This is a genomic window from Streptomyces sp. NPDC127108 (genome assembly GCF_042677545.1).
GTDB lineage: Bacteria > Actinomycetota > Actinomycetes > Streptomycetales > Streptomycetaceae > Streptomyces.
In genome coordinates this window covers 37,259-63,929 of the sequence record NZ_JBHXTE010000030.1, presented here as the reverse complement: position 1 = coordinate 63,929, position 26,671 = coordinate 37,259, and the positions used below count along the sequence as shown (strand labels likewise).

At 74.1% G+C, this 26,671-nt stretch carries 2 protein-coding genes; both read left to right on the top strand.

The genetic code is table 11. The features are described 5' to 3' along the window. Window positions 1–266 precede the first annotated feature (266 nt). On the top strand, window positions 267–16,160 hold the full coding sequence (locus tag ACFVHO_RS24850) for a type I polyketide synthase (protein ID WP_385718564.1): 15,894 nt from the start codon (window positions 267–269) through the stop codon (window positions 16,158–16,160). A 30-nt stretch (window positions 16,161–16,190) separates the two neighbouring features. After that, window positions 16,191–26,666, top strand: a complete 10,476-nt coding sequence (locus ACFVHO_RS24845; protein WP_385718580.1) for a type I polyketide synthase — start codon at window positions 16,191–16,193, stop codon at window positions 26,664–26,666. Window positions 26,667–26,671: the final 5 nt, after the last annotated feature.

Sequence of the window (26,671 nt, the reverse complement as noted above, 5' to 3'; positions counted from 1 at the left end):
CCCCCCAGAGATAAACCGCGTCTTCGTCGATGGATGGACAAGGAGCGCCCGTCAAGGTAATTAATTGAACCGACAGCCCCTACCCACCCCCTTTGCTCACGCACTCGCCCCCGGCCTCATTTCGAGGCAATCCCGTAGGGGCGAGTAGGGGGAGGGTAGGGGTTGTTGGTCGTATGGGGCCCCCATAGCGTCATCGAGAAAACGGCTGCGGACAGGTCCGTTGTATGCCAGAGGGTGCGGCACACGTCCTGAACAGGTGACATTTGATGGCGAATGAAGAGACGCTGCGCGACTATCTCAAGTGGGTTTCGGCGGACCTGCATCAGACGCAGCAACGTCTGAAGGACATCGAGGCCGCTGCTCAGGAGCCCATCGCGATCACAGCGATGAGCTGCCGCTTCCCCGGCGGTGTGGGCGGCCCCGAAGATCTGTGGCGACTCCTTTCCGAGGGTCGGGACGCCATTTCAGGGCTTCCCACGGACCGTAACTGGGATCTCGAATCCCTCTACGACCCGGATGCCGCCGGAAAGCAGGGAACGACTTCCACGGCGCACGGCGGCTTCCTGACCGGCGTCGCCGAATTCGACGCCGCTTTCTTCGGCATCTCCCCGCGCGAAGCCCTTGCGATGGACCCGCAGCAGCGGCTCCTCCTGGAAACCGCGTGGGAGGCCCTCGAACGCGCGGGGATCGACCCGGCGACGGTACGCGGCAGCCGCACCGGCGTATTCGTCGGCACCAACGGACAGGACTACGCCCCCCTCCTCTTCGAAGCCGAGGAGGACGTCGAGGGCTATGTGAGCACCGGCAACGCCGCCGCCGTCGAGTCCGGCCGCATCGCCTACACCCTCGGCCTCGAAGGCCCCGCCCTCACCGTCGACACGGCCTGCTCCTCGTCCCTGGTCGCCCTGCACCTCGCCGTGCAGGCGCTGCGCCAGGGCGAGTGCGGCATGGCCCTCGTCGCGGGCGTCACCGTCATCTCCACCCCCGGCGTCTTCACCGAGTTCAGCCGCCAGCAGGGCCTCGCGGCCGACGGCCGCTGCAAGGCGTTCGCCGACGCGGCGGACGGCACGGGCTGGGGCGAGGGCGTCGGCATGCTCCTCGTCGAGCGCCTCTCCGACGCCCGCCGCGCCGGCCGCCAGGTCCTCGCGGTCGTCCGCGGCTCCGCCGTCAACCAGGACGGCGCCAGCAACGGCCTGACCGCCCCGAACGGCCCGTCCCAGCAGCGCGTCATCATGCAGGCCCTCGCCAACGCCCGCCTCACCGCGGCCGACGTCGACGCCGTCGAGGCCCACGGCACCGGCACGACGCTGGGCGACCCCATCGAGGCGCAGGCCCTCATCGCGACCTACGGCCAGGAGCGCCCCGAGGCCCCCGCGGGCGGCCGCGAGCCGTTGTGGCTCGGGTCCATCAAGTCGAACATCGGCCACACCCAGGCCGCCGCCGGTGTCGCGGGCATCATCAAGATGGTCATGGCGATGCGGGCCGGAGTTCTCCCGCAGACCCTCCACGTCGACGAGCCCACGTCCCAGGTCAACTGGTCCTCCGGCGCCGTCGCCCTGCTCACCGAGGCCCGCGAGTGGGCCGAGCGTGAGGGCGGCGCGCCGCGCCGCGCGGGCGTCTCGTCCTTCGGCGTCAGCGGTACGAACGCGCACGTGATCGTGGAGCAGGCGCCGGTGGTGGACCCTGCGGCGGAGGTGGAGTCCGCGTCGGGGGAGCCCGAGGGGGCTGCTGCGCCTTCTTCTTCGGCGGCGGTTGTGTCGGGTGTGGTGCCGTTGGTGCTTTCGGGTAAGACCGAGGGTGCTTTGCGGGAGCAGGCGGCGCGGGTGCGGGAGTTGCTGCTTGCCGATGGTGGTCTTGAGCTGGGTGATGTGGCCTGGTCGTTGGCGGTGGCGCGGTCGCGGTTCGACCAGCGGGGCGTCGTCCTCGGCGGGGACCGGGACGAGGTCCTCGCCGGGCTCGAGGCCCTGGCGCTGGACGGCCCGGGCGCGCAGAACGTGGTCACGGGGCGCGCGCTGGGCGGGACCGTTCGTCCGGTGTTCGTGTTCCCGGGGCAGGGGTCGCAGTGGGCCGGGATGGCTCGGGAGCTGCTTGATTCCAGTCCGGTGTTCGCGGAGCGGATGCGGGAGTGCGGTGACGCGCTCTCCGAGTTCGTCGAGTGGGATCTGCTCGACGAGCTGAGCGGCGACAACTTCGACCGGGTGGATGTGGTCCAGCCGGTGCTGTTCGCCGTGATGGTGTCCCTGGCAGAGGTGTGGCGTGCGGCTGGTGTGCGGCCTGCGGCTGTCGTCGGTCACAGTCAGGGTGAGATCGCTGCGGCCTGTGTCGCGGGTGCGCTGTCGCTGCGGGACGCCGCGCGTGTGGTGGCGCTGCGCAGCCTCGCCATCCGTGAGCTGTCGGGTAAGGGCGGGATGGTGTCCGTGCCGCTGCCCGAGGCCGACGTGCGGGAGCTGATCGTGGCCTGGGACGGCCGGATTGAGCTTGCCGCCGTGAACGGTCCCGCTCAGGTGGTCGTCTCCGGTGAGCCCGAGGCCCTCGAAGAGCTGGTCGCTCAGTGCGTCGCGCGGGACATCCGCGCCCGCACCATCCCTGTCGATTACGCCTCGCACTCCTCCTACGTCGAGCAGATCGAGACCCAGATAGCCGAGGCCCTGGCCGGGGTTGCCCCGCAGGCCGCCGAGGTGCCCCTGTTCTCGACGCTCACGGGGGAGTGGCTGGACACCAACACCCCGATGGACGCGGGCTACTGGTACCGCAACCTCCGCCAGACCGTTCTCTTCGAGCACGCCACCCGGGGCCTCCTGGCCGAGGGCCACGGCCTGTTCCTGGAGATGAGCCCCCATCCGGTTCTGACCGTGCCGGTGCAGGCCACGATCGACGCCACCGACAGCCAGGCCGTCACCCTGGGCTCCCTGCGCCGCGACGAGGGCGGCGCCGACCGCTTCGCCGCCTCCCTGGCCCAAGCACACACGCACGGCGTGGAGTTGGACTGGGAAGCCCTCTTCCCCGGCGTCCGCGCCACCGTCGACCTCCCCACCTACCCCTTCCAGCGCGAGCGCTACTGGCCGAAGGCCGCGCCCGCCGGAGCCGGTGACGTGGTGTTCGCGGGGCTGCGTGCCGCCGGGCACCCGCTGCTCGGGGCGGCCGTGGCGCTCGCGGACGCGGACGGGTACCTGTTCACCGGGCGCCTCTCGACGCAGACGCACCCGTGGCTCGCCGACCATGCGGTCGACGGCGCGATCCTGCTGCCCGGCACGGCCTACGTCGAACTCGCCCTGCGCGCGGGCGACGAGGTCGGCTGCGGCCACCTCGAAGAGCTGACCCTGGAAGCGCCCCTCGTCGTCCCCGCGCAGGGCGGCATCCAGCTGCAGATCTCCGTGGGCGGCCCGGACGGCACAGGGCGGCGTGAGCTGAGCCTGTTCGCGCGCCCGCAGGACGACGCCGACGACACCCCCTGGACGCGCCACTTCACCGGCAGCCTGCTCCCGGCCGCCCCCGCGGCCGGGGTCGCCGAGGCCGCCGACCTGTCCGTGTGGCCGCCCGCCGGTGCCGAGCGCGTCGACGTGTCCGACCTGTACGAGCGCCTGACCGCCAACGGGCACGGCTACGGCCCGCTCTTCCAGGGCCTGCGCGCCGCCTGGCGACAGGGCGACGACGTGTACGCGGAGATCGACCTGCCGCAGGAGGCGCACGCCGACACGGAGTCCTTCGGGCTGCACCCGGCGCTCTTCGACGCCGCCCTGCACGCCATCGGGCTCGGTGACTTCATCGCCCGCACCGACCGCGCGCACCTGCCGTTCGTCTGGTCCGGCGTCACCCTGCACGCCACCGGAGCCACCACGCTCCGCGTGCGCGTCGCCGCCGCCGGGGCGGACACCGTCACCCTGCTGGCCGCCGACGCCACCGGGCAGCCGGTCGTCTCCGTCGGGTCGCTCGCGCTGCGCGCGCTGTCCGAGGAGCAGCTGACCGGTTCGGCGCGGCGTGACGCGCTGTTCCAGGTGGAGTGGACGGCCCTCGACGCCCCCGCGGACGCGGCCGGGCGGCTCGCCCCGGCGGCGCTCCTCGGCGACGGCTCCCCGGAGGCGGGCGGCGCCCTGCCCTTCGTACGCCACACCTACGCGGACCTGGAGGCCCTGACCGCCGCGCTCGACGACGGCACCGAGCCGCCCGCGACGCTGTTCCTGCCGCTCCTGACGACGGCCGGAGCCTCCGGGACCGCAGGGGCTGCCGCCGAGGGTGGCGGGCAGGTCGAACTCAGCTCCGTGCGACCCCAGTTGGAGCTGGCCCTTGAAGTCGTGCAGGGCTGGCTCGGCGAGGAGCGGTTCGAGGAGTCCCGGCTCGTCGTGGTGACGCGCGGCGCTGTCGCCGCCGCCGACCCGGACCCCGTGGCCGCCGCCGTGTGGGGACTGCTGCGTTCGGCGCAGTCCGAGCACCCGGGCCGCTTCGTCCTCCTGGACCTCGACCCGGACGCCGCCGACGGCGCGGACGAGACCGTGGAGGCGCTGGTCGCCGCCGCCCTCGCGACGGACGAGCCCGAGGTGGCGGTCCGTGACGGCGCCCTGCGCGCGCCGCGCCTGATCCGCGTGCCGCTCGCCGAGGCCGACTCCGCGCCCACCGCCGAGATCGCCCCCTGGGGCGCGGGCACCGTCCTGGTCACCGGCGGCACCGGCACCCTGGGCGGCCTCGTGGCCCGCCACCTGGTGGCCCGCCACGGCGTCCGCGACCTGCTCCTCGTCTCCCGCAGGGGCGACGCCGCGCCCGGCGCCGCCGAACTCCGCGGGGACCTGGAGGAGTCGGGTGCCCGCGTGCGCCTCGCCGCCTGCGACACGGCCGACCGCACCGCCCTCGCCGCCCTCCTGGACGAGGCCGGCGCCGAACTGTCCGCCGTCGTGCACGTCGCCGGAGCCCTCGACGACGGCGTCGTCACCGCCCTGACGCCCGAGCGCCTGGACACCGTCCTGCGCCCCAAGGCCGACGCGGCCCTGAACCTGCACGAGCTGACGGCCGGCCTCGACCTGTCCGCGTTCGTCCTGTTCTCCTCCGCCGCCGGAATCTTCGGCACCCCCGGCCAGGCCAACTACGCGGCCGCCAACGCCTACCTCGACGCGCTCGCGCAGCACCGCCGGGCCCAGGGCCTCCCCGCGACCTCCCTCGCCTGGGGCCTGTGGGCCCAGGCCAGCGAGATGACCGCCCACCTCGGCGCGGGCGAACTCGACCGCAGGACGCGCGCCGGAGCGGCCCCCCTCACCTCCGAGGAGGGCCTGGACCTCTTCGACGCCGCGCACGCGGCGGGCCACCCCCTGACCGTGCCGGTCCGCCTCGACCTCGCGGGCCTGCGCGCCCAGGCCGCCGCCGGAGACGGCGTCCCGCCGCTCCTGCGCACCCTGGTCCGCGCACCCCAGCGGCGCACCGCCGCCGGCGCGGACCGACAGGAGGGCTCCGCCCTCGCCCAGCGCCTGGCCGCCCTCGCGGAGGCGGACCGCGAGCAGGAAGTCCTCACGCTCGTACGCGGTCACGCCGCCGCCGTCCTCGGCTACCCGTCGGCCGACGCCATCGCGCCCGACCGTGCCTTCCGCGAGGTCGGCTTCGACTCGCTGACCGCCGTCGAACTGCGCAACCGCCTCACCGCGGCGACCGGCCTGCGCCTGCCCGCCACCCTCGCCTTCGACTACCCGGCCGCCACCGTCCTGGCCCGCCACATCCTCGAAGAGGTCCTCGGCACCGACGCCACGGCGCTCACCCAGGGCGCGGCCCGGCCGACGGCGGCCCCGACCCCGGCGGACGACGACCCGATCGTCATCGTGTCGATGAGCTGCCGCTACCCCGGCGGCGTCAGCACCCCCGAGGACCTGTGGCGCCTCACCGCCGACGGCGTCGACGCCATCGGCGACCTGCCCGGCGACCGGGGCTGGGACGTCGACGCGCTCTACGACCCCGACCCGGACCGCGCCGGTTCCTTCTACACGCGCGAAGGCGGCTTCCTCTACGACGCCGCCGACTTCGACCCGGCCTTCTTCGGCATCTCCCCGCGCGAGGGCCTGTCCATCGACCCGCAGCAGCGGCTCCTCCTGGAGACCACCTGGGAGGCGTTCGAGCGCGCGGGCATCGACCCGACCACCGCACGCGGCAGCTCGACCGGTGTCTTCGTCGGCGTCATGTACAACGACTACGCCACCCACCTCCTGAGCGCCCCCGGCGGCCTCGACGACCTGGAGGGATACGTCGGCAACGGCAGCGCCGCGAGCGTCGCCTCGGGCCGCATCTCGTACTCCTTCGGCCTGGAGGGTCCGGCGGTCACCGTCGACACGGCCTGCTCGTCGTCCCTGGTCGCCCTGCACCTCGCGGCGCAGGCGCTGCGTCAGGGCGAGTGCGACATGGCCCTCGCGGGCGGCGTCGCCGTCATGTCGACGCCCGGCACGTTCATCGAGTTCAGCCGCCAGCGCGGCCTCGCCGCCGACGGCCGCTGCAAGTCCTTCGCCGCCGCCGCCGACGGCACCGGCTGGGGCGAGGGCGTCGGCGTGCTCCTCCTGGAGCGCCTGTCCGACGCCCGCCGCAAGGGCCACCGTGTGCTCGCGGTCGTCCGTGGCTCGGCCGTCAACCAGGACGGCGCGAGCAACGGCCTGACCGCGCCCAACGGCCCCGCCCAGCAGCGCGTCATTCGTGCCGCGCTCGCCAACGCGGGCCTCACGACCACGGACGTGGACGCCGTCGAGGCCCACGGCACGGGCACGACCCTCGGCGACCCGATCGAGGCGCAGGCCCTCCTCGCCACGTATGGCAAGGAGCGCCCGGCCGACCGGCCGCTGTGGCTCGGCTCGCTGAAGTCGAACATCGGCCACACGCAGGCCGCCGCCGGTGTCGCCGGTGTCATCAAGATGGTCATGGCGATGCGCGCGGGCGTGCTGCCGCAGACCCTGCACGTGGACGAGCCGACACCCGAGGTGGACTGGTCGGCGGGCGCCGTCGAGCTCCTCACCGAGGCCCGCGAGTGGGCCGAGCGGGACGGCGGCGCGCCGCGCCGCGCCGGTGTCTCCTCCTTCGGCGTCAGCGGGACGAACGCGCACGTCATCGTGGAGCAGGCCCCGACGGCCGACGAGCCGGTCCGCCCGGACGAGGCGCCCGACGCCACCGAGCCGCTCCTTGCCGCCGTACCGCTGGCCCTGTCGGCGAAGACCCCCGAGGCGCTGCGCGCGCAGGCCGCCCGACTGCGGGAGCGGCTCCTCGCCGACACCGGCCTCCGACTGGGCGACGTCGTCTGGTCGTTGGCGGTGGCGCGGTCCCGGTTCGAGCACCGGGGTGCCGTCGTCGGACGCGACCGGCAGGACATCCTCACGGGCCTCGAGCGACTCGCCGAAGGCGACCTCACGGCTGCCGGTGTCGTCACCGGGCGAGCCGAGAGCGCCGGACGTCCGGTGTTCGTGTTCCCGGGGCAGGGTTCGCAGTGGGCCGGAATGGCTCGGGAGCTGCTGGACGAGTCGCCGGTGTTCACGGAGCGGATGCGGGAGTGCGGTGACGCGCTCTCCGAGTTCGTCGAGTGGGATCTGCTCGAGGAGCTGAGCGGCGACAACTTCGATCAGGTGGACGTGGTCCAGCCGGTGTTGTTCGCCGTGATGGTGTCGCTGGCCGCGACGTGGCAGGCGGCCGGTGTGCAGCCTGCGGCTGTCGTCGGGCACAGCCAGGGTGAGATCGCCGCCGCGTGCGTCGCGGGTGCGCTCAGCCTGCGCGATGCCGCGCGTGTGGTGGCGCTGCGCAGCCTCGCCATCCGTGAGCTGTCGGGCAAGGGCGGGATGGTGTCCGTGCCGCTGCCCGAGGCCGAGGTGCGGGAGCTGATCACTGCCTGGGACGACCGCATCTCGGTCGCGGCCGTCAACGGCCCCGCCCAGGTGGTCGTCTCCGGCGAGCCCGACGCCCTGGAGGAACTGGTCGCCCAGTGCGTCGCGCAGGACGTCCGTGCCCGCACCATCCCCGTCGACTACGCCTCGCACTCCGCGTACGTCGAGCAGATCCAGGAGCGGATCGCCGAGGCCCTGGCGGACGTGTCGCCGCAGGCCGCCGAGGTCCCGCTGTTCTCGACGCTCACGGGCGCCTGGCTGGACGCCGACACGCCGATGGACGCCGGGTACTGGTACCGCAACCTGCGCCGGACCGTGCTGTTCGAGCACGCGACGCGCGGCCTGCTCGCCGAGGGCTACGGCCTGTTCGTCGAGATGAGCCCGCACCCCGTCCTCACCGTCCCGGTGCAGGCCACGATCGACGCCGCCGACAGCCCCGCGGTCACCCTGGGCTCCCTGCGCCGCGACGAAGGCGGCGCCGACCGCCTCGCGGCCTCGATCGCCGAGGCGCACGTGCACGGCGCGCAGCTCGACTGGAAGGCCCTCGTCCCCGGCGCCCGCGTCATCGCGGACCTGCCCACGTACGCCTTCCAGCGCCAGCACTACTGGCCCGACTTCGCCGCTCCCGAGGACACGGCGGCGCCGACCGTCGACGAGGTGGAGTCCCGGTTCTGGGACGCGGTGGAACGCGAGGACCTGGAGCAGCTCGCCGCCGAGCTTGAGGTGACGGACGACTCCGCCGCCGGGCTCGGCGAGATGCTGCCCGTCCTCTCGTCCTGGCGACGGCAGCGCCGCGAGCGCTCCACCGTCGACGGCTGGCGCTACCAGGTCACCTGGAAGCCGCTGACCGGCAGCGCCCTGCCGACGTCCGGGCTCTCCGGGCGCTGGCTCGTCGTGCTGCCGGAGGGCGCCGCCGAGCAGCCGTGGGCCGCGGGCACCGTCGAGGCGCTGGCGCGTGCCGGTGCCGAAGCGGTCGAACTGCGGGTGGCCGCAGCCGAGTTGACGCGCGACGCTTTGGCGGCGCGGTTCACGGAGGCCGTCGCCGGTGAGCTGTCCGGCGTGGTGTCGCTCCTCGGCCTCGACGAGACCGCGCACGCCGGGCACTCCGATGTGCCGGTCGCCCTGACCGGGACCGTGGCGCTGGTGCAGGCCCTCGGTGACGCGGGGATAGACGCGCGGCTCTGGGCGGTCACCCGGGGCGCGGTGTCGACCGGACGCAGCGACCGGGTCGAGAACCCGACGCAGGCTCAACTGTGGGGCCTGGGCCGGGTCGTGGCCCTGGAGTACCCGGACCGCTGGGGCGGTCTGATCGACGTCCCGTCGGCGTACGACACCCGCGCGGGCGCCCGCTTCACGGCGGCCCTCGCAGGGCAGGACGAGGACCAGCTCGCGGTGCGCGGCTCCGGTGTCCTCGTACGCCGCCTGGTACGGGCCGATTCGGCCGAGGCGCCGAAGAAGTGGACGGCGCGCGGTACGGCGCTGGTCACCGGTGGTACGGGTGCGATCGGCGGGCATGTGGCGCGCTGGCTGGCCCGCGAGGGCGTCGAGCACGTCGTGCTCACGAGCCGTCGCGGCCCGGACGCGCCCGGCGCTGCTGAACTCCGCGCCGAGCTGGAGGAGTTGGGCGCCGAAGTCACCGTCGCGGCCTGCGACATCGCCGACCGTGACGCGGTCGCCGGACTCCTGGAGGGCCTGGCGGCCGAGGGTCGCACCCTGCGCTCGGTCTTCCACGCGGCGGGTGTCGGTCAGACGCAGCCCCTGGACGGGATGACCGCGACGGACATCGCGGAGGTGTTCGGCGCGAAGACGGCCGGTGCCACGCACCTGGACGAACTCCTCGACGGCGACTCGCTGGACGCGTTCGTGCTGTTCTCGTCCAACTCCGGTGTGTGGGGCGGTGGCGGTCAGGGCGCTTACGCGGCGGCCAACGCCTACCTCGACGCGCTCGCCGAGGCCCGCCGCGCACGCGGCCTGACCGCGACCAGTGTCGCCTGGGGCCTGTGGGCCGGTGGCGGCATGGCCGGGGACGACGGCGCGGAGCACCTGCGGCGCCGCGGCCTGGCGGCGATGACGCCGGAGCGCGCGGTGGCGGCACTCGCGCAGGCGGTCGCGTACGACGAGACGTTCCTTGCCGTCGCCGACATGGACTGGGAGCGGTTCGCGCCGTCGTTCACGTCGGTGCGGCCGAGCCCCTTCATCGGGGACCTGCCCGAGGTCCGGCGCGCACTCGCCGAACCCGAAGCCACGTCGGCCGACAAGAAGGGCGCCTCCGGCTCCGAGTGGGCCGACCGGCTCGCCGACCTGTCCACTCCGGAGCAGGAGCGGCTGCTGCTCGACCTGGTCCGCGCGCAGGCCGCGTCGGTGCTCGGCTACGCGGGTGCGGAAGCCGTCGAACCGACCCGCGCCTTCCGCGAGTTGGGCTTCGACTCGCTCACGGCCGTCGAGGTGCGCAACCGCCTCGCCGCCGCGACCGGCCTGAAGCTCCCCACCACCCTCGTCTTCGACTACCCGACGTCGGCCGTCCTCGCGGGCCACCTGCGGACGCAGCTCGTCGGCGAGCAGGACGCCGGACGTAACGCCACCGGCGCGGCCATGACCCCGGCCGGAGCAACGGGAGCCGAGGACGACCCGATCGTCATCGTGTCGATGAGCTGCCGCTACCCCGGCGGCGCCACCAGCCCCGACGCCCTCTGGAGCCTCCTCGCCGAGGGTGCGGACGCGATGTCCGACTTCCCGGGCGGCCGCGGCTGGGACCTGGACGCCCTCTACGACGCCGACCCCGAGCAGCGCGGCACCAGCTACGCCCGCCAGGGCGGTTTCCTCTACGAGGCCGACCAGTTCGACCCGGTCTTCTTCGGGATCTCCCCGCGCGAGGCCCTCGCCATGGACCCGCAGCAGCGGCTCCTCCTGGAGACCTCCTGGGAACTGTTCGAGCGCGCGGGCATCAACCCGGCGACGCTGCACGGCAGCCAGGCCGGTGTGTTCGTCGGCGCGTCCTCGCAGGGCTACGGCTCGGGCCTGGCCCAGGCCCCCGAAGGCGTCGAGGGCTACCTCCTCGCGGGCGGCGCGACCAGCGTCATCTCGGGCCGCCTGTCGTACGCGTTCGGCCTTGAGGGTCCGGCGGTGACTGTGGACACGGCCTGCTCGTCGTCCCTGGTCGCCCTGCACCTGGCCGCGCAGGCGCTGCGTCAGGGCGAGTGCGACCTCGCCCTCGCGGGCGGCGTCACGGTCATGTCCAACCCTGGCGCCTTCATCGAGTTCAGCCGCCAGCGCGGCCTCGCTGCGGACGGCCGCTGCAAGGCCTTCGCGGAGGCGGCGGACGGCACCGGCTGGGGTGAGGGCGTCGGCCTGCTCCTCCTGGAGCGCCTGTCGGACGCCAAGCGCCATGGTCATGAAGTGCTGGCTGTCGTCCGTGGCTCGGCCGTCAACCAGGACGGCGCGAGCAACGGCCTGACCGCCCCCAACGGTCCGTCGCAGCAGCGCGTCATCCGCGCCGCGCTGGCCAACGCAGGTCTGTCCGCCGGTGAGGTGGACGCCGTCGAGGCGCACGGCACCGGCACGACGCTGGGCGACCCCATCGAGGCCCAGGCCCTCCTCGCCACCTACGGCCAGGACCGCTCCGCCGAGCAGCCGCTGTGGCTGGGCTCGGTGAAGTCCAACATCGGCCACACCCAGTCCGCCGCCGGTGCCGCGGGCATCATCAAGATGGTCATGGCCATGCGCCACGGGGTACTTCCCCAGACCCTCCACGTGGACGAGCCCAGCTCCCATGTCGACTGGTCGGCAGGGGCTGTTGAGCTCCTGACGGAGGCCCGCGAGTGGGCCGAGCGGGATGGTGGTGTGCCGCGTCGTGCGGGTGTGTCGTCGTTCGGTGTGAGCGGGACGAACGCGCATGTGATCGTGGAGCAGGCGCCGTTGGCCCAGGCCGTCGAGGTGGTCGAGCCGGTGCTGGACGCGCCGGTGACGGCGGTCGTGCCGTGGGTGGTGTCGGCGCGCAGCGCGGACGCGCTGCGGGCGCAGGCGGAGCGGCTGCGGGAGCACGTTGACGGGCACGAGGGCCTTGAGCCGGTCGGCGTGGGCTGGTCCCTGCTTTCGGGCCGTGCACTGCACGAGCACCGGGCGGTCGTGCTCGGTGAGGCGCGTGCGGAGTTCCTGTCCGGGCTGGAGGCGATTGCCGCTGGTGGTCCGGGCGTGGTGACTGGTTCGGTGGTGGAGGGTCGTCTCGGGGTTGTCTTCACCGGGCAGGGCAGTCAGCGCATCGGCATGGGACGGGAGTTGTACGACACGTTCCCCGTGTTCGCCGACGCGCTGGACGAGGTGTGTGCGCATCTGGACGGGCTGTTGGAGCGTCCGTTGAAGGACGTCATGTTCGGCACGGACGCCGAGCTTCTTGAGCAGACGGGGTACGCGCAGCCCGCGTTGTTCGCGGTCGAGGTGGCGTTGTTCCGGCTGGCTGAGTCCTTCGGGGTGCGGCCGGAGATCGTGGGCGGGCACTCGATCGGCGAGCTGACGGCCGCGTATATGGCTGGGCTGTGGTCGCTGGAGGATGCTGCTCAACTGGTTGCCGCGCGTGGCCGGTTGATGCAGTCCCTGCCGGAGGGCGGGGCGATGCTGGCCGTGCAGGCCGCCGAGGCCGAGGTGCTGCCGCTCCTGGAGGGATCGGAGGACCGTGCCGGTCTGGCCGCCGTCAACGGTCCGACGCAGGTGGTGCTCTCCGGTGACCGCACCGTCCTGGCGGGTCTGGAGGAGAAGCTGCGGGGCGAGGGCCGCAAGGTCCGCTGGCTGAAGGTCTCGCACGCCTTCCACTCGCCCCTCATGGATCCCGTCCTGGACGACTTCCGGAAGGTCGCCGAGAGCCTGACGTACGAGGACACCACCCTGCCGGTGGTGTCGAACCTGACCGGCCAGCTCGCCACCCCGGAGGAGCTGAAGGACCCCGACTACTGGGTCCGTCACATCCGCGAGGCCGTCCGCTTCCACGACGGCCTGGGCACCTTCACCGCGCAGGGCGTCGCGACCCTGCTGGAGCTGGGCCCCGACTCCGTGCTCACCGCGATGGCACACGACACGATCACGGACCCGGCCGCCCAGGCAGGCCTCATCGCGGCCCTGCGCAAGGACCGCCCCGAGCCGGACACGTTCCTCACCGCCCTCGCCAAGGCGCACGTGCGCGGAGCCGACGTCGACTGGGCGCCGCTGTACGCGCGGGCCGAGGCACGCCACCGCGTCGACCTGCCCACGTACGCCTTCCAGCACCAGGGCTACTGGCTCCGGCAGACCGCCGGGGCGGCCGACGTCGAGTCGGCGGGGCTCGTCTCGGCGGAGCACCCGCTCCTCGGGGCCGGGATGCCGCTGGCCGACACCGACGGCTATGTCTTCACCGGGCGTCTGTCCCTGGCCACGCACCCGTGGCTGGCGGACCACGCCGTCGCGGGACGCGTGCTGCTGCCGGGTACCGCGTTCGTCGAGCTGGCCGTGTACGCGGGCGGGCAGGTCGGCTGCGGCACGCTCGACGAGCTGACGCTCGGCGCGCCGCTGGTGCTGCCCGAACAGGGCAGCGTCCAGGTGCAGTTGCGCGTCGATGCCCCGGACGCCACCGGGCGCAGGCAGCTGAGCCTGCACTCCCGTCCGGAGCCGGGCGCCGCCGCCGAGGGACTCGCGGCCGACACCTGGACCAAGAACGCCACCGGCACCCTGACCGAGTCCGCGCCGGACGCCGCCGTGACCGCGGCGTCCGCCGACCTGGCCACCTGGCCGCCGCGCGACGCGGAGCCCCTGGCCGTCGACGGGCTCTACGGAGACCTGGCCGAGGCGGGCTTCGACTACGGGCCCGTGTTCCAGGGGCTGCGCGGAGCCTGGCGGCGCGGCGACGAGGTGTTCGCCGAAGTCGCGCTGCCGCAGGACGAGCACACGACGGCCGGTGCCTTCGGCCTCCACCCGGCGATCCTCGACGCCGCCCTGCACGCCCGTGCCGTGAGCGCGGCCACGCACGGCGAGACCGACCCGCAGCCCACGGCGGGCGGCCTGCCCTTCACCTGGACCGGCGTCACCCTGCACGCCGCCGGGGCCGACACCGTCCGCGTACGGCTGCTGCCGAACGGCACGGACGGGGTCGCCCTGGAGGTCGCGGACACCACCGGCACCCCGGTCGCCTCGGTGGACGCCCTCCTCTTCCGCGCCATGTCGAAGGAGCTCATCGAGCGGATGAGCGGGGCCGACCCGCACGCGGACTCGGTGTTCCGGGTCGAGTGGAAGCGACAGCCCGTCGCCGCCGCCGAGCCGGTGTCCCTGGCGCTGCTCGGCGACACCGGAACGGCGCGGACGGCGACGTCGTACGCAGATCTGGCGGCGCTGGGCGCGGCCGTCGACGCGGGCGAGGAGCTGCCGGCGGCCGTGGTGTGGTCGCCCGGCGCCTCGCGGACCACCGGCCGTGACGGCCTGGCCCGCCCCGAGGACGTCTCCGGGACACTGGCCGACGCCCTGGGCGTCGTCCAGGCATGGCTGGCCGACGAGCGGTTCGAGACATCCCGCCTCGTCGTCCTCACACGGGGTGCGGCGATCGTCGACACCGCTGACACCGCTGACGGTGCCGAGCGTGTCGCCGACGGCGCGCCGGATCCGGTCGCCGCCGCGGTGGCGGGCCTGGTGCGCTCGGCGCAGTCCGAGCACCCGGGCCGGTTCGTCCTGGCCGACGCCGACGCCGACACGGATGCGTACGCGTACGTGGACGCGGGCGCCGACTCCGCGGCGGGCCCGGCCTCCGTGTCCCCGCTGGCCGCGGCCCTGACCTCCGGCGAGCCGGAAGTCGCGCTGCGCGACGGCGAGGTGTGGGTCCCGCGCCTCGCCCGGGCCACCCTGGCCCCGGCCGGGGCCGCCCCCGCACCCTGGTCCACGGGCACGGTCCTGGTCACCGGCGCCTTCGGTGGCCTGGGTCGGGTGGTCGTGCGGCATCTCGCCGAACGGCACGGCGCCCAGGACCTGCTCCTGGTGTCGCGCCGCGGCCTCGACGCCGCCGGAGCCGTGGAACTCCAGGCCGAGCTCGGCGCGCTGGGCACGAGCGTCACCGTCGCCGCGTGCGACGTCGCCGACCGCGACGCGCTGGCCGCCCTCATCGAGGAGCGGGGCGCGGACCTTTCGGCGGTGGTGCACGTGGCCGGAGTCCTGGACGACGGCGTCGTGACGTCCCTGACGCCCGACCGCCTTGCCACGGTCCTTCGCCCCAAGGTGGACGCGGCCCTGAACCTGCACGAGCTGACGGCCGACCTCGACCTGTCCGCGTTCGTCCTGTTCTCCTCGGCCTCCGGAGTCTTCGGCGGCCCGGGGCAGGCCAACTACGCGGCCGCCAACGCCTACCTCGACGCGCTCGCCCGGCACCGCGGCGCCCACGGACTCCCGGCGACCTCGCTCGCCTGGGGCCTGTGGGCCCAGGACAGCGCAATGACCGGCGCCCTGGCCGACACGGACATCAAGCGCATGGCACGCGGAGGCGTCCTCGCGCTCGACACCGAACAGGCCCTGTCGCTGCTCGACCTCGCCCCGGCGAGCGAGCACCCGGCTCTCGTACCGATGCGCATCGACACCGCCGCGCTGCGCACCCAGCCGCCGGAGGCCGTGCCCGCCCTGCTGAGCGGCCTCGTCCGCCCCGCGGTCCGGCGCGCACGGTCCGGCACCGACACCACGCCCGCGGCCGTCCGCACCGAGACCCTCGCGGACCGCCTCGCGGGCCGCCCGGGAGCCGAGCGCGACCGGATCCTGCTCGACCTGGTCCGCACGCACGTGGCGGGAGTGCTCGGCTACGCGTCCCCGAACGCCGTCGAGCTCGGCCGGGGCTTCCTGGAGCTCGGCTTCGACTCCCTCACGGCCGTCGAACTGCGCAACCGCCTCACCGCGGAGACCGAACTCCGGCTGCCCAGCACGCTGATCTTCGACTACCCGAACCCGGCGGCCCTCGCCGAGCACCTGTCGGAGGAACTCCCCACCACCCTCGGCACGCCAGCCGCGGGACCCGTCGACCCGGGCGACCTCGACGGCGAGCTGGACCGCCTGGAGAGCGTCCTCAAGGCCGTCGGCGACAGCGCGGGCGGCACCGAGAGGGACCGCGTCGCCGACCGGCTCCGCTCCCTCCTCACGGCCTGGGACAGCTCCCGCCCCACCGCCCACGGCACCGCCGCGGACGACGACCGGGAGCGCGAAGAACTCGAAGGCGCCACCGCCGACGAACTCTTCGACCTGCTCGACAACGAACTTCAGACCCCTTCGGAATCACATCCGAACAGCTCAGACACCGGCTCGGACACCGACCGTCCCGGCCGCTTCGAGGAGGCCCTGTAAATGGCGGACGAGGAGAAGTACCTCGATTACCTGAAGCGGGCGACGGCTGATCTGCGCGACGCCCGCCGCCGGGTGCGCGAACTGGAGGACAACCGCCAGGAGCCCGTGGCGATCGTCGGCATGAGCTGCCGCTACCCGGGTGGCGTGACCACGCCGGAAGACCTGTGGCGCCTCGTGGCCGACGGCACCGACGCCATCTCCCCGTTCCCCACCGACCGTGGCTGGGACACGGATGAGCTGTTCGACCCGGACCCCGACAACCAGGGCACGAGCACCACCGCCGAGGGCGGCTTCCTCTACGACGCCCCCAAGTTCGACGCCTCGTTCTTCGGCGTCTCACCGCGCGAGGCCCTCGCGATGGACCCCCAGCAGCGCCTCCTCCTGGAGACCGCCTGGGAGGCCATCGAGCGCGCGGGCATCGACCCGGTCTCGCTGCGCCGCAGCCGCACCGGTGTCTTCGCCGGTGTCATGTACTACGACTACGCGACGCGCCTGCACGCCCTGCCGGAAGGCGTCGAGGGCTACATCGGCACCGGCAACGCGGGCTCCGTCGTCTCCGGCCGCGTCGCCTACACCCTCGGCCTCGAAGGCCCCGCGGTGACCGTCGACACGGCCTGCTCGTCGTCCCTGGTCGCCCTGCACCTGGCCGCGCAGGCCCTGCGCCAGGGCGAGTGCACCCTCGCCCTCGCGGGCGGCGTCACCGTCATGCCCACCGCGGGCACCTTCGTCGACTTCAGCCGCCAGCGCGGCCTGTCGACGGACGGCCGCTGCAAGTCCTTCGCCGCCTCCGCCGACGGCACCGGCTGGGGCGAGGGCGCGGGCCTCCTGCTCCTCGAACGCCTCTCGGACGCGCGCCGCAACGGCCACAAGGTCCTCGCCGTCGTGCGCGGCTCGGCCGTCAACCAGGACGGCGCCAGCAGCGGCCTCACCGCCCCCAACGGCCCGTCCCAGCAGCGCGTCATCCGCGACGCCCTCACCAGCGCCGGCCTGAAGCCGGGCGACATCGACGCCGTCGAGGCCCACGGCACCGGCACGACCCTCGGCGACCCCATCGAGGCCCAGGCCCTCATCGCCACGTACGGCAAGGAGCGCTCCGAGCAACAGCCGCTGTGGCTCGGCTCGCTGAAGTCGAACATCGGCCACACGCAGGCCGCCGCCGGAGTCGGCGGCGTCATCAAAATGGTCATGGCGATGCGGCAGGGCGTCCTGCCCAAGACCCTGCACGTGGACGAGCCGACTCCCCAGGTGGACTGGGAGGCCGGAGCCGTCGAGCTGCTCACCGAGTCCCGCGCGTGGCCGGGCCGCGAGGGCAGCGCCCCGCGCCGCGCGGGCGTGTCGTCCTTCGGCGTGAGCGGTACGAACGCGCACGTGATCGTGGAGCAGGCGCCGGGGGAGGAGCCGGAGTCCGCCAAGGCCGAGGCGACTGCCGCGCCGTCCGCCTCCTCGGTGGTCTCGGGCGTGGTGCCGGTGGCGCTGTCGGCGAAGTCGCCGGAGGCGTTGCGGGAGCAGGCCGCGCGGGTGCGGGAGCTGCTGCTCGCCGACGGTGGTCTCGAACTGGACGATGTGGCCTGGTCATTGGCGGTCGCGCGGTCGCGGTTCGAGCACCGGGGCGTCGTCCTCGGCCGGGACAGGGACGAGGCCCTCGTAGGGCTCGCCGAGCTGGCCGAGGGTGACGCGACTCTCCAGAGCGTGGTCACCGGGCGGGCGCTGGGCGGCACGGTCCGTCCGGTGTTCGTGTTCCCGGGGCAGGGGTCGCAGTGGGCCGGGATGGCTCGTGAACTCCTGGACGATTCGCCGGTGTTCGCGGGCCGGATGCGGGAGTGCGGTGACGCTCTCGCGGAGTTCGTCGAGTGGAATCTCTTCGATGAGCTGAGCGGCGACAACTTCGACCAGGTCGATGTGGTCCAGCCGGTGCTGTTCGCCGTGATGGTGTCCCTGGCAGAGGTGTGGCGTGCGGCGGGTGTGGAGCCTGCGGCTGTCGTCGGGCACAGCCAGGGTGAGATCGCCGCGGCCTGTGTCGCGGGCGCGCTGTCGCTGCGGGATGCCGCTCGTGTGGTGGCGCTGCGCAGCCAGGCGATTCGCGAGCTGTCGGGCAAGGGCGGGATGGTGTCCGTACCGCTGCCCGAGGCGGAGGTGCGTGAGCTGATCTCGGCTTGGGATGGCCGGATTGAGCTTGCCGCCGTGAACGGTCCCGCCCAGGTCGTCGTCTCCGGTGAGCCCGAGGCCCTCGAAGAGCTGGTCGCTCAGTGCGTCGCGCAGGACATCCGCGCGCGGACGATTCCGGTGGACTACGCCTCGCACTCCTCGTACGTGGAGCAGATCGAGCCCCAGATAGCCGAGGCGCTGGCTTCGGTCACCCCGCAGGCGGCGCGGATTCCGCTGTTCTCGACGCTCACGGGGGAGTGGCTGGACGCCAACACCCCCATGGATGCCGGGTATTGGTACCGCAACCTCCGCCAGACGGTGTTGTTCGAGCACGCCACCCGCGGCCTCCTTGCCGAGGGTCATGGCCTGTTCCTGGAGATGAGCCCCCACCCCGTCCTCACGGTCCCGGTGCAGGCGACCATCGACGCCACCGACAGCTCTGCTGTCACCCTGGGCTCGCTCCGGCGTGACGAGGGCGGCGCCGACCGCCTCGCCGCCTCTCTCGCCGAGGCCCACACGCACGGCGCGGAGCTGGACTGGGAAGCCCTCTTCCCCGGCGCCCGCACCACCGTCGATCTCCCCACCTACCCCTTCCAGCGCGACCACTACTGGATGGTGGCCCCGGACGACGACGCGGACGACGAGGCCGCCGCGCTGAGCGTGGACGAGGTCGAGTCCCGGTTCTGGGAGGCCGTGGAGCGGGAGGACCTGGAGCAGCTGACGTCCACGCTCGTCGATGTGGACGAGCGTTCGCTGAGCGAGGTCCTGCCGGGGCTCGCGTCCTGGCGGCGGCAGCGGCGCGAGCGGTCCACCCTCGACGGATGGCGCTACCGGGTCACCTGGAAGCCGCTGTCGAGCGGACTTCCGGCCGCCGCGCTCTCGGGCCGCTGGCTCGTCGTCGTACCGGAGAGCGCCGCGGAGCAGGAGTGGACGACAGGTGTCGTCGACGCTCTGACGCGTGCCGGTGCGCAGGTCGCGGAACTGGCCGTGTCCGTGGACGAGTTGACGCGTGAGGCGCTGGCCGAGCGGCTGCGCCAGGCCGTGGCGGCGGACGGTACGGAAGCCGCCGGTGTCGTGTCCCTCCTGGGGCTCGACTCGTCCGCCCACGCGGAGCACGCGGGCGTGCCCGTCGGTCTCGCGGGCACCGTCGCCCTTGTGCAGGCCCTCGGTGACGCCGGGGTCGCGGCACGCGTGTGGGCGGTGACCTCCGGCGCGGTGTCGACCGGACGCAGTGACCGCCTTGAGTGCCCCGCGCAGGCGCAGTTGTGGGGGCTCGGCCGGGTCGTGGCCCTGGAGCACCCGGACCGCTGGGGCGGTCTGATCGACCTGCCGCAGACGTACGGCGAGCGTGCCGCGACGCGGTTCGCGGCGGTCCTGGCGGGTGCGGGTGCGGGTGCGGGCTCGGAAACGGGTGCGGGCTCGGGTTCCGGCTCCGGCTCTGGCGACGAGGACCAGCTCGCGGTGCGGGGCACGGGCGTCTTCGTACGCCGCTTCGTGCGCGCGCCTCTGGAGAACGCCACGGGTACGGAACCGCAGTGGACGGCGCGCGGCACGGCGCTGGTCACCGGCGGTACGGGTGCGATCGGCGGGCACGTGGCGCGCTGGCTGGCCCGCGAGGGCGTCGAGCACCTGGTGCTCACCAGCCGTCGCGGCCCGGACGCGCCGGGCGCCGCCGAGCTGAAGGCCGAACTGGAGGAGCTGGGCGCCGAAGTCACCGTCGCGGCCTGCGACATCGCCGACCGTGACGCGGTCGCCGGACTCCTAGAGGGCCTGGCCGCCGAGGGCCGCACCCTGCGCTCCGTCTTCCACGCGGCGGGCGTGAGCCCGGCGCACACCGTCGCGGACATGACGCCCGCCGACATCGCGGAGGTGTTCGGCGCGAAGACGGCCGGTGCCACGCATCTGGACGAACTCCTCGACGGCGACTCGCTGGACGCGTTCGTGCTGTTCTCGTCCAACTCCGGCGTGTGGGGCGGTGGCGGCCAGGGCGCTTACGCGGCGGCCAACGCCTACCTCGACGCGCTCGCCGAGGCCCGCCGCGCACGCGGCCTGAGTGCCACCTCCGTCGCCTGGGGCGCCTGGGGCGGCAGCGGAATGGCTGCGGCCGAGGAGGCCGAGGAGCACCTGCGGCGCCGGGGCGTGACGGCGATGGCGCCGGAGCGCGCGGTGGCGGCGCTCGCGCAGGCGATCGCGTACGACGAGACGTTCCTCGCCGTGGCGGACGTGGACTGGGAGCGGTTCGTGCCCTCGTTCACGTCGGTGCGGCCGAGCCCGTTCCTCGGGGACCTGCCGGAGGTGCGGCGGGCCCTCGCCGGACCCGAGACGGCTGTCGCGTCGGGCACGCGGGGCTCGGGCACGGGCTCGGAGTGGGCCGACCGGCTCACGGGCCTCGCGGAGCGCGAGCAGGAGCGGCTGCTGCTCGACCTGGTCCGCGCACAGGCGGCCTCGGTGCTGGGCTACGCGGGTGCGGAGGCCGTCGAACCCGGCCGCGCCTTCCGCGAGTTGGGCTTCGACTCCCTGACCGCCGTCGAGGTGCGCAACCGCCTCGCGTCCGCGACCGGCCTGAAGCTGCCCACCACCCTCGTCTTCGACTACCCGACGTCGGCCGTCCTCGCGGCTTACCTGCGGGCACAGTTGACGGGTGACGGCAAGCCGGGCGCGGCCCCCGCCGGGACCGTCGTCCCGGCAGGACCGGGTGCCGGGGCCGAGGACGACCCGATCGTCATCGTGTCGATGAGCTGCCGCTACCCCGGCGGCGCCACCAGCCCCGACGCCCTGTGGCGTCTGGTCTCCGACGGCACCGACGCCATCTCCGTCTTCCCCGCCGACCGCGGCTGGGGCCCCGACGGACTCTTCGAGCCGGGGGAGGGCCGCGCCGCCGACACGAGCTTCGCCGCGCAGGGCGGATTCCTCTACGACGTCTCCGAGTTCGACGCCGGACTCTTCGGCATCTCGCCCCGCGAGGCTCTCGCCATGGACCCGCAGCAGCGGCTCCTCCTGGAGACCTCCTGGGAACTCTTCGAGCGCGCGGGCATCGCCCCGTCGGCGCTGCACGGCAGCAGCACCGGCGTCTTCGTCGGCGCCTGCGCCCAGGGCTGGTCCGCGGGCCTGGCCAACGCTCCCGAAGGCGTCGAGGGCTACCTCATGACGGGTGACGCCACCAGCGTCATCTCCGGCCGCCTCTCGTACTCCTTCGGCCTCGAAGGCCCCGCCGTCACCGTCGACACGGCCTGCTCGTCGTCGCTCGTCGCCCTGCACCTGGCCGCTCAGGCGCTGCGTCAGGGCGAGTGCGACATGGCGCTCGCGGGCGGCGTGACCGTCATGGTGAGCCCGGCGGCCTTCCACGAGTTCAGCCGCCAGCGCGGCCTCGCCGCCGACGGCCGCTGCAAGCCGTTCGCCGAGGCCGCGGACGGCACCGGCTGGGGCGAGGGCGTCGGCCTGCTCCTCTTGGAGCGCTTGTCCGATGCCCGCCGCAACGGCCACGAAGTCCTCGCGGTCGTCCGTGGCTCGGCCATCAACCAGGACGGCGCCTCCAACGGCCTCACGGCCCCCAACGGCCCGTCCCAGCAGCGGGTCATCCGTGCCGCGCTCACCGGCGCCGGACTCACCGGTGCCGACGTCGACGCCGTCGAGGCCCACGGCACCGGCACCACCCTCGGCGACCCCATCGAGGCCCAGGCCCTGCTCGCCACCTACGGCCAGGAGCGCCCGGAGCACGCCGACCCCCTGTGGCTCGGCTCCATCAAGTCCAACATCGGCCACACCCAGTCCGCCGCGGGCGTCGCCGGCATCATCAAGATGGTCATGGCGATGCGCGAAGGCGTACTGCCGCAGTCCCTGCACGTGGACGAGCCGAGCACGCACGTCGACTGGTCGACCGGTGCCGTGGCACTGCTCGCCGAGTCGCGTGCCTGGCCGGAGGCCGGGCGCCCCCGCCGCGCGGGCGTGTCCTCGTTCGGCGTGAGCGGCACCAACGCCCACGTGATCGTCGAGCAGGCACCGGCGGCCGAGCCCGCCACCGCGGCCGAGCCGGTCACCGGTACGCCCGCGACCGCCCTGCCCTGGCTGGTGTCGGCCCGCAACGCCGAGGCGCTGCGCGCCCAGGCCGACCGCCTCCGCGAACACGTGGTGACGCACACCGACACCGACCCGGTCGCCGTCGGCTGGTCCCTCCTCTCCGGCCGCTCCCCCCTCGAACACCGCGCCGTCGTCCTCGGCCGGAGCCGCGAGCAGTACCTGATGGGCCTGGAGGCACTGGCCTCCGGCGGACCGGGCGTGGTGTCGGGCTCGGTGGTCGAGGGCCGTCTCGGCGTCGTCTTCACGGGCCAGGGCAGTCAGCGGATCGGCATGGGGCGTGAACTGTACGAGACGTTCCCTGTCTTCGCGGACGCGCTGGACGAGGTGTGCGCGCATCTGGACGGGTTGCTGGAGCGTCCGCTGAAGGACGTCATGTTCGGCACGGACGCTGAGGCGCTCGCCCAGACCGGCTTCGCGCAGCCCGCGCTGTTCGCCGTCGAGGTGGCGCTGTTCCGTCTGGCCGAGTCCTTCGGGGTGCGGCCCGAGATCGTCGGCGGGCACTCCATCGGTGAGCTGACCGCCGCGTACGTAGCGGGGCTGTGGTCCCTGGAGGACGCGGCTCAACTGGTCGCCGCGCGCGGCCGGTTGATGCAGTCCCTGCCCGAGGGTGGCGCGATGCTGGCCGTGCAGGCCGCTGAGGCCGAGGTGCTGCCGCTGCTTGAGGGCCTCTCGGCGAGCGTGGGCGTGGCCGCGGTGAACGGGCCGTCGCAGGTGGTGCTCTCCGGTGAGCGGGCCGCTCTGGAGGGTCTGGAGGAGAAGCTTCGCGGTGAGGGTCGCAAGGTGCGGTGGCTGAAGGTGTCGCACGCCTTCCACTCGCCGTTGATGGACCCGGTCCTGGAGGACTTCCGGGCGGTCGCCGAGAAGCTGACGTACCAGGACACCACCCTGCCGGTCGTGTCGAACCTGACCGGACTGCTCGCCACCCCGGAGGAGCTGAAGGACCCCGGCTACTGGGTCCGTCACATCCGAGAGGCCGTCCGCTTCCACGACGGCCTGGGCACCTTCGCCGCGCAGGGTGTGTCCAGCTTCTTCGAGCTGGGCCCGGACTCGGTCCTCACCGCGATGGCGCACGACACGATCACGGACCCGGACGCGCAGGCCGGTCTGGTCGCGGCGGTCCGCAAGGACCGGCCCGAGCCCGACACGTTCCTGGCCGCGCTGGCCCAGCTGTACGTGCGCGGAGCCGAGGTCGACTGGGCGCCGCTGTACGCCCCCGCCGAGGTCCGTCGGCGCGTGGACCTGCCCACGTACGCCTTCCAGCGGCGCCGCTACTGGCCGAGCGCGGCCGTCGGCGCGGTCGGCGACGTGTCGGGCACGGGGCTCGCGTCGGCCGGGCACCCGCTGCTCGGGGCGGCCGTGCCGCTGGCGGGCACGGACGGGTACCTGTTCACGGGCCGCCTGTCGGTGGCCACGCACCCGTGGCTCGCCGATCACGCCGTCGCCGGACGCGTGCTGCTGCCCGGGACCGCGTTCGTCGAGCTGGCCGTGCGGGCCGGTGACGAAGTCGGCTGCGGGGTCCTTGAGGAGCTGACGCTGGCGGCTCCGCTGGTGCTGCCCGAGCGTGGCGCCGTGCAGTTGCAGGTCAGCGTCGGCGCCGCGGACGACGACGGGCGGCGGAGCGTCGCCCTGCACTCCCGCGAAGAGCGCGACGACCACGCCGACGACGGCGGATGGACCGCCCACGCCACCGGTGTCGTCTCCGACGGCGAGCAGCCGCAGGCCGAGTTCCGGCTCGCCGAATGGCCGCCGCGCGACGCCGCCGAAGTCGACGTCGAGGACCTGTACCGGCACTTGACGGAGCTGGGCTTCGCCTACGGCGACGCCTTCCAGGGGCTGCGCGCGGCCTGGCGGCGCGGCGACGAGGTCTTCGCCGAGGTCGCCCTGCCCGAGGAGCAGCAGCAGAACGCGGAGTCCTTCCGCCTGCACCCCGCCCTCCTGGACGCGGCCCTGCACGTGCTCGGCCTCGGCGTGCTCCGCGACGACACGGACACCGACGGCGCGGGCGGCGCACGGCTGCCGTTCGCCTGGACCGGCGTCTCCCTGCACGCGACCGGCGCCTCCGCCCTGCGCGTCCGGCTGACCCCGGCGGGCAACGGCGGCGTGGCGCTCGCCGTCGCCGACGGGCTCGGCGACCCGGTCGCCACCGTGGACTCCCTGGTGTTCCGGCCGGTCGAGGTGGACCGGCTCGACGGTGGCGCGGTCGACGACTCGATGTTCCACGTCGCCTGGCAGCGGCACACTGTGGCGCCCGCCGAGCAGGTGCCGACGGCACAGCTCGGCACGGGTGGGACGGTGGCCGGGACACCGGTCTTCGCGGACCTCGCGGCGCTGGGTGCCGCGGTGGACGCGGGGGAGCAGGTGCTGGCGGCGGTGGTGTGGTCGGCCGGGGCCGTGCGGGTCTCCGCGGCCGAGGGCCTCGACGGCTCTGCTGCCCCCACCGGCGCCGACGCCCACATCGGTCACGACGGTCTCGTGCGGCCGGAGTCCGTCTCCTCCGCGCTGGCCGAAGCCCTCGCCGTGGTGCAGGGCTGGCTCGCCGACGAGCGGTTCGCCGACGCGCGGCTCGCCGTGGTGACGCGGGGCGCGGTGGCGGCTGGGGACACGGTGGCCGACCCTCTGGGCGCCGCGGTGTGGGGCCTGGTGCGGTCGGCGCAGTCCGAGCACCCGGGGCGGTTCGTCCTCGTGGACACGGACACGGACTCGGACACCGACTCGGACACGGGCACGGCTGCGGAAGCGGGCGTGGGCCCGGACGGGGGCGTCGTCGCCGAGTCGACGCTGGCCGCCGTCCTGGCCTCGGGCGAGCCCGAAGTGGCGCTGCGGGACGGCGAGGTGTGGGTGCCGCGACTGTCGCGCGTCGCCGTCGCCGCCCCGGCCGAGGACGTGGCCGCCCCGTTCGGCGCGGGCACCGTCCTCGTCACGGGCGCCTTCGGCGGCCTGGGACGCGTCGTGACCCGGCACCTGGCCGAGCGGCACGGCGTACGCGACCTCCTCCTGGTCTCGCGGCGCGGCAGCGACGCGAACGGAGCGGCGGAACTCACCGCCGAACTGGCCGAGTTGGGCGCCGAAGCCACCGTGGCCGCATGCGACACCGCCGACCGCGAGGCGCTGCGCGCCCTGCTGGAGCGGACCGGCGGCGAACTGTCGGCGGTCGTGCACGTCGCGGGCGTACTCGACGACGGTGTGATCACGTCGCTGACGCCGGAGCGCCTGGACACGGTGCTCCGACCGAAGGTGGACGCGGCCCTGAACCTGCACGAGCTGACGGCCGACCTCGACCTGTCCGCGTTCGTCCTGTTCTCCTCCGCCGCCGGGGTCTTCGGCGGCGCCGGGCAGGCGAACTACGCGGCGGCGAACGCCTTCCTGGACGCGCTCGCGGCCGCCCGCCGGGCCCAGGGCCTGCCCGCGACCTCCCTCGCCTGGGGCCTGTGGGCGCAGGGCAGCGACATGACCGACGGCCTGGGCGGCGCGGACCTGGAGCGCATGGCGCGCGGCGGCGTCGCCGCACTGTCCACGAAGGAGGGCCTGACCCTCCTGGACACCGCGGTGACCCTGACCTCGCCCCTGCGCACGGCGGCCCCGGCCGCCCCCGCCGCTCTCGTCCCGCTCCGCCTGGACACCGCGTCCCTGCGGGCCACCGCGGGCACGGACGCCGAGGCGATCCCGGCGCTGCTGCGCGGCCTGGTCCGCGCCCCGCGGCGGCGGTCCGCCGCAGCCGGTGCGGCGACGAGCGCGCCCACCGGCCAGGCCACGCTGCTCGCCCAGCTCGCCGGCCTGGACGCGGCGGAGCGCGACAAGGTGCTCACCGAACTGGTCTGCACCCACGTCGCGGCGGTCCTCGGCTACGAGTCCGCGGCCGCCGTGGAGGCCCACCGCGCCTTCCGCGAGCTCGGCTTCGACTCCCTCACCGCCGTCGAACTGCGCAACGCCGTGAACGGGGCCACCGGCCTGCGCCTGCCCGCCACCCTGATCTTCGACTACCCGAACCCGGCCGCCCTCGCGGCCCACCTGGCCACCGCCCTCCCCCTGGGCGAGGGACCGGGCGGCGGCGGACCCTCGGTGCTCGACGAACTGGACCGCCTGGAGTCGTCGCTCCTTGCGATGGAGGCGGACGGCGGCATCGTCCACTCGAAGATCACCATCCGGCTCCAGACCCTCCTGGCGCGGTGGAGCGCACCCCAGGGCCAGGGCCCCGCGGGCGCGCAGGACGACGACCTGGACCTGGACGCCGTATCGGACGAGGACCTCTTCAGCGCGCTCGACGACGAACTCGGAATCGACTGACGTGC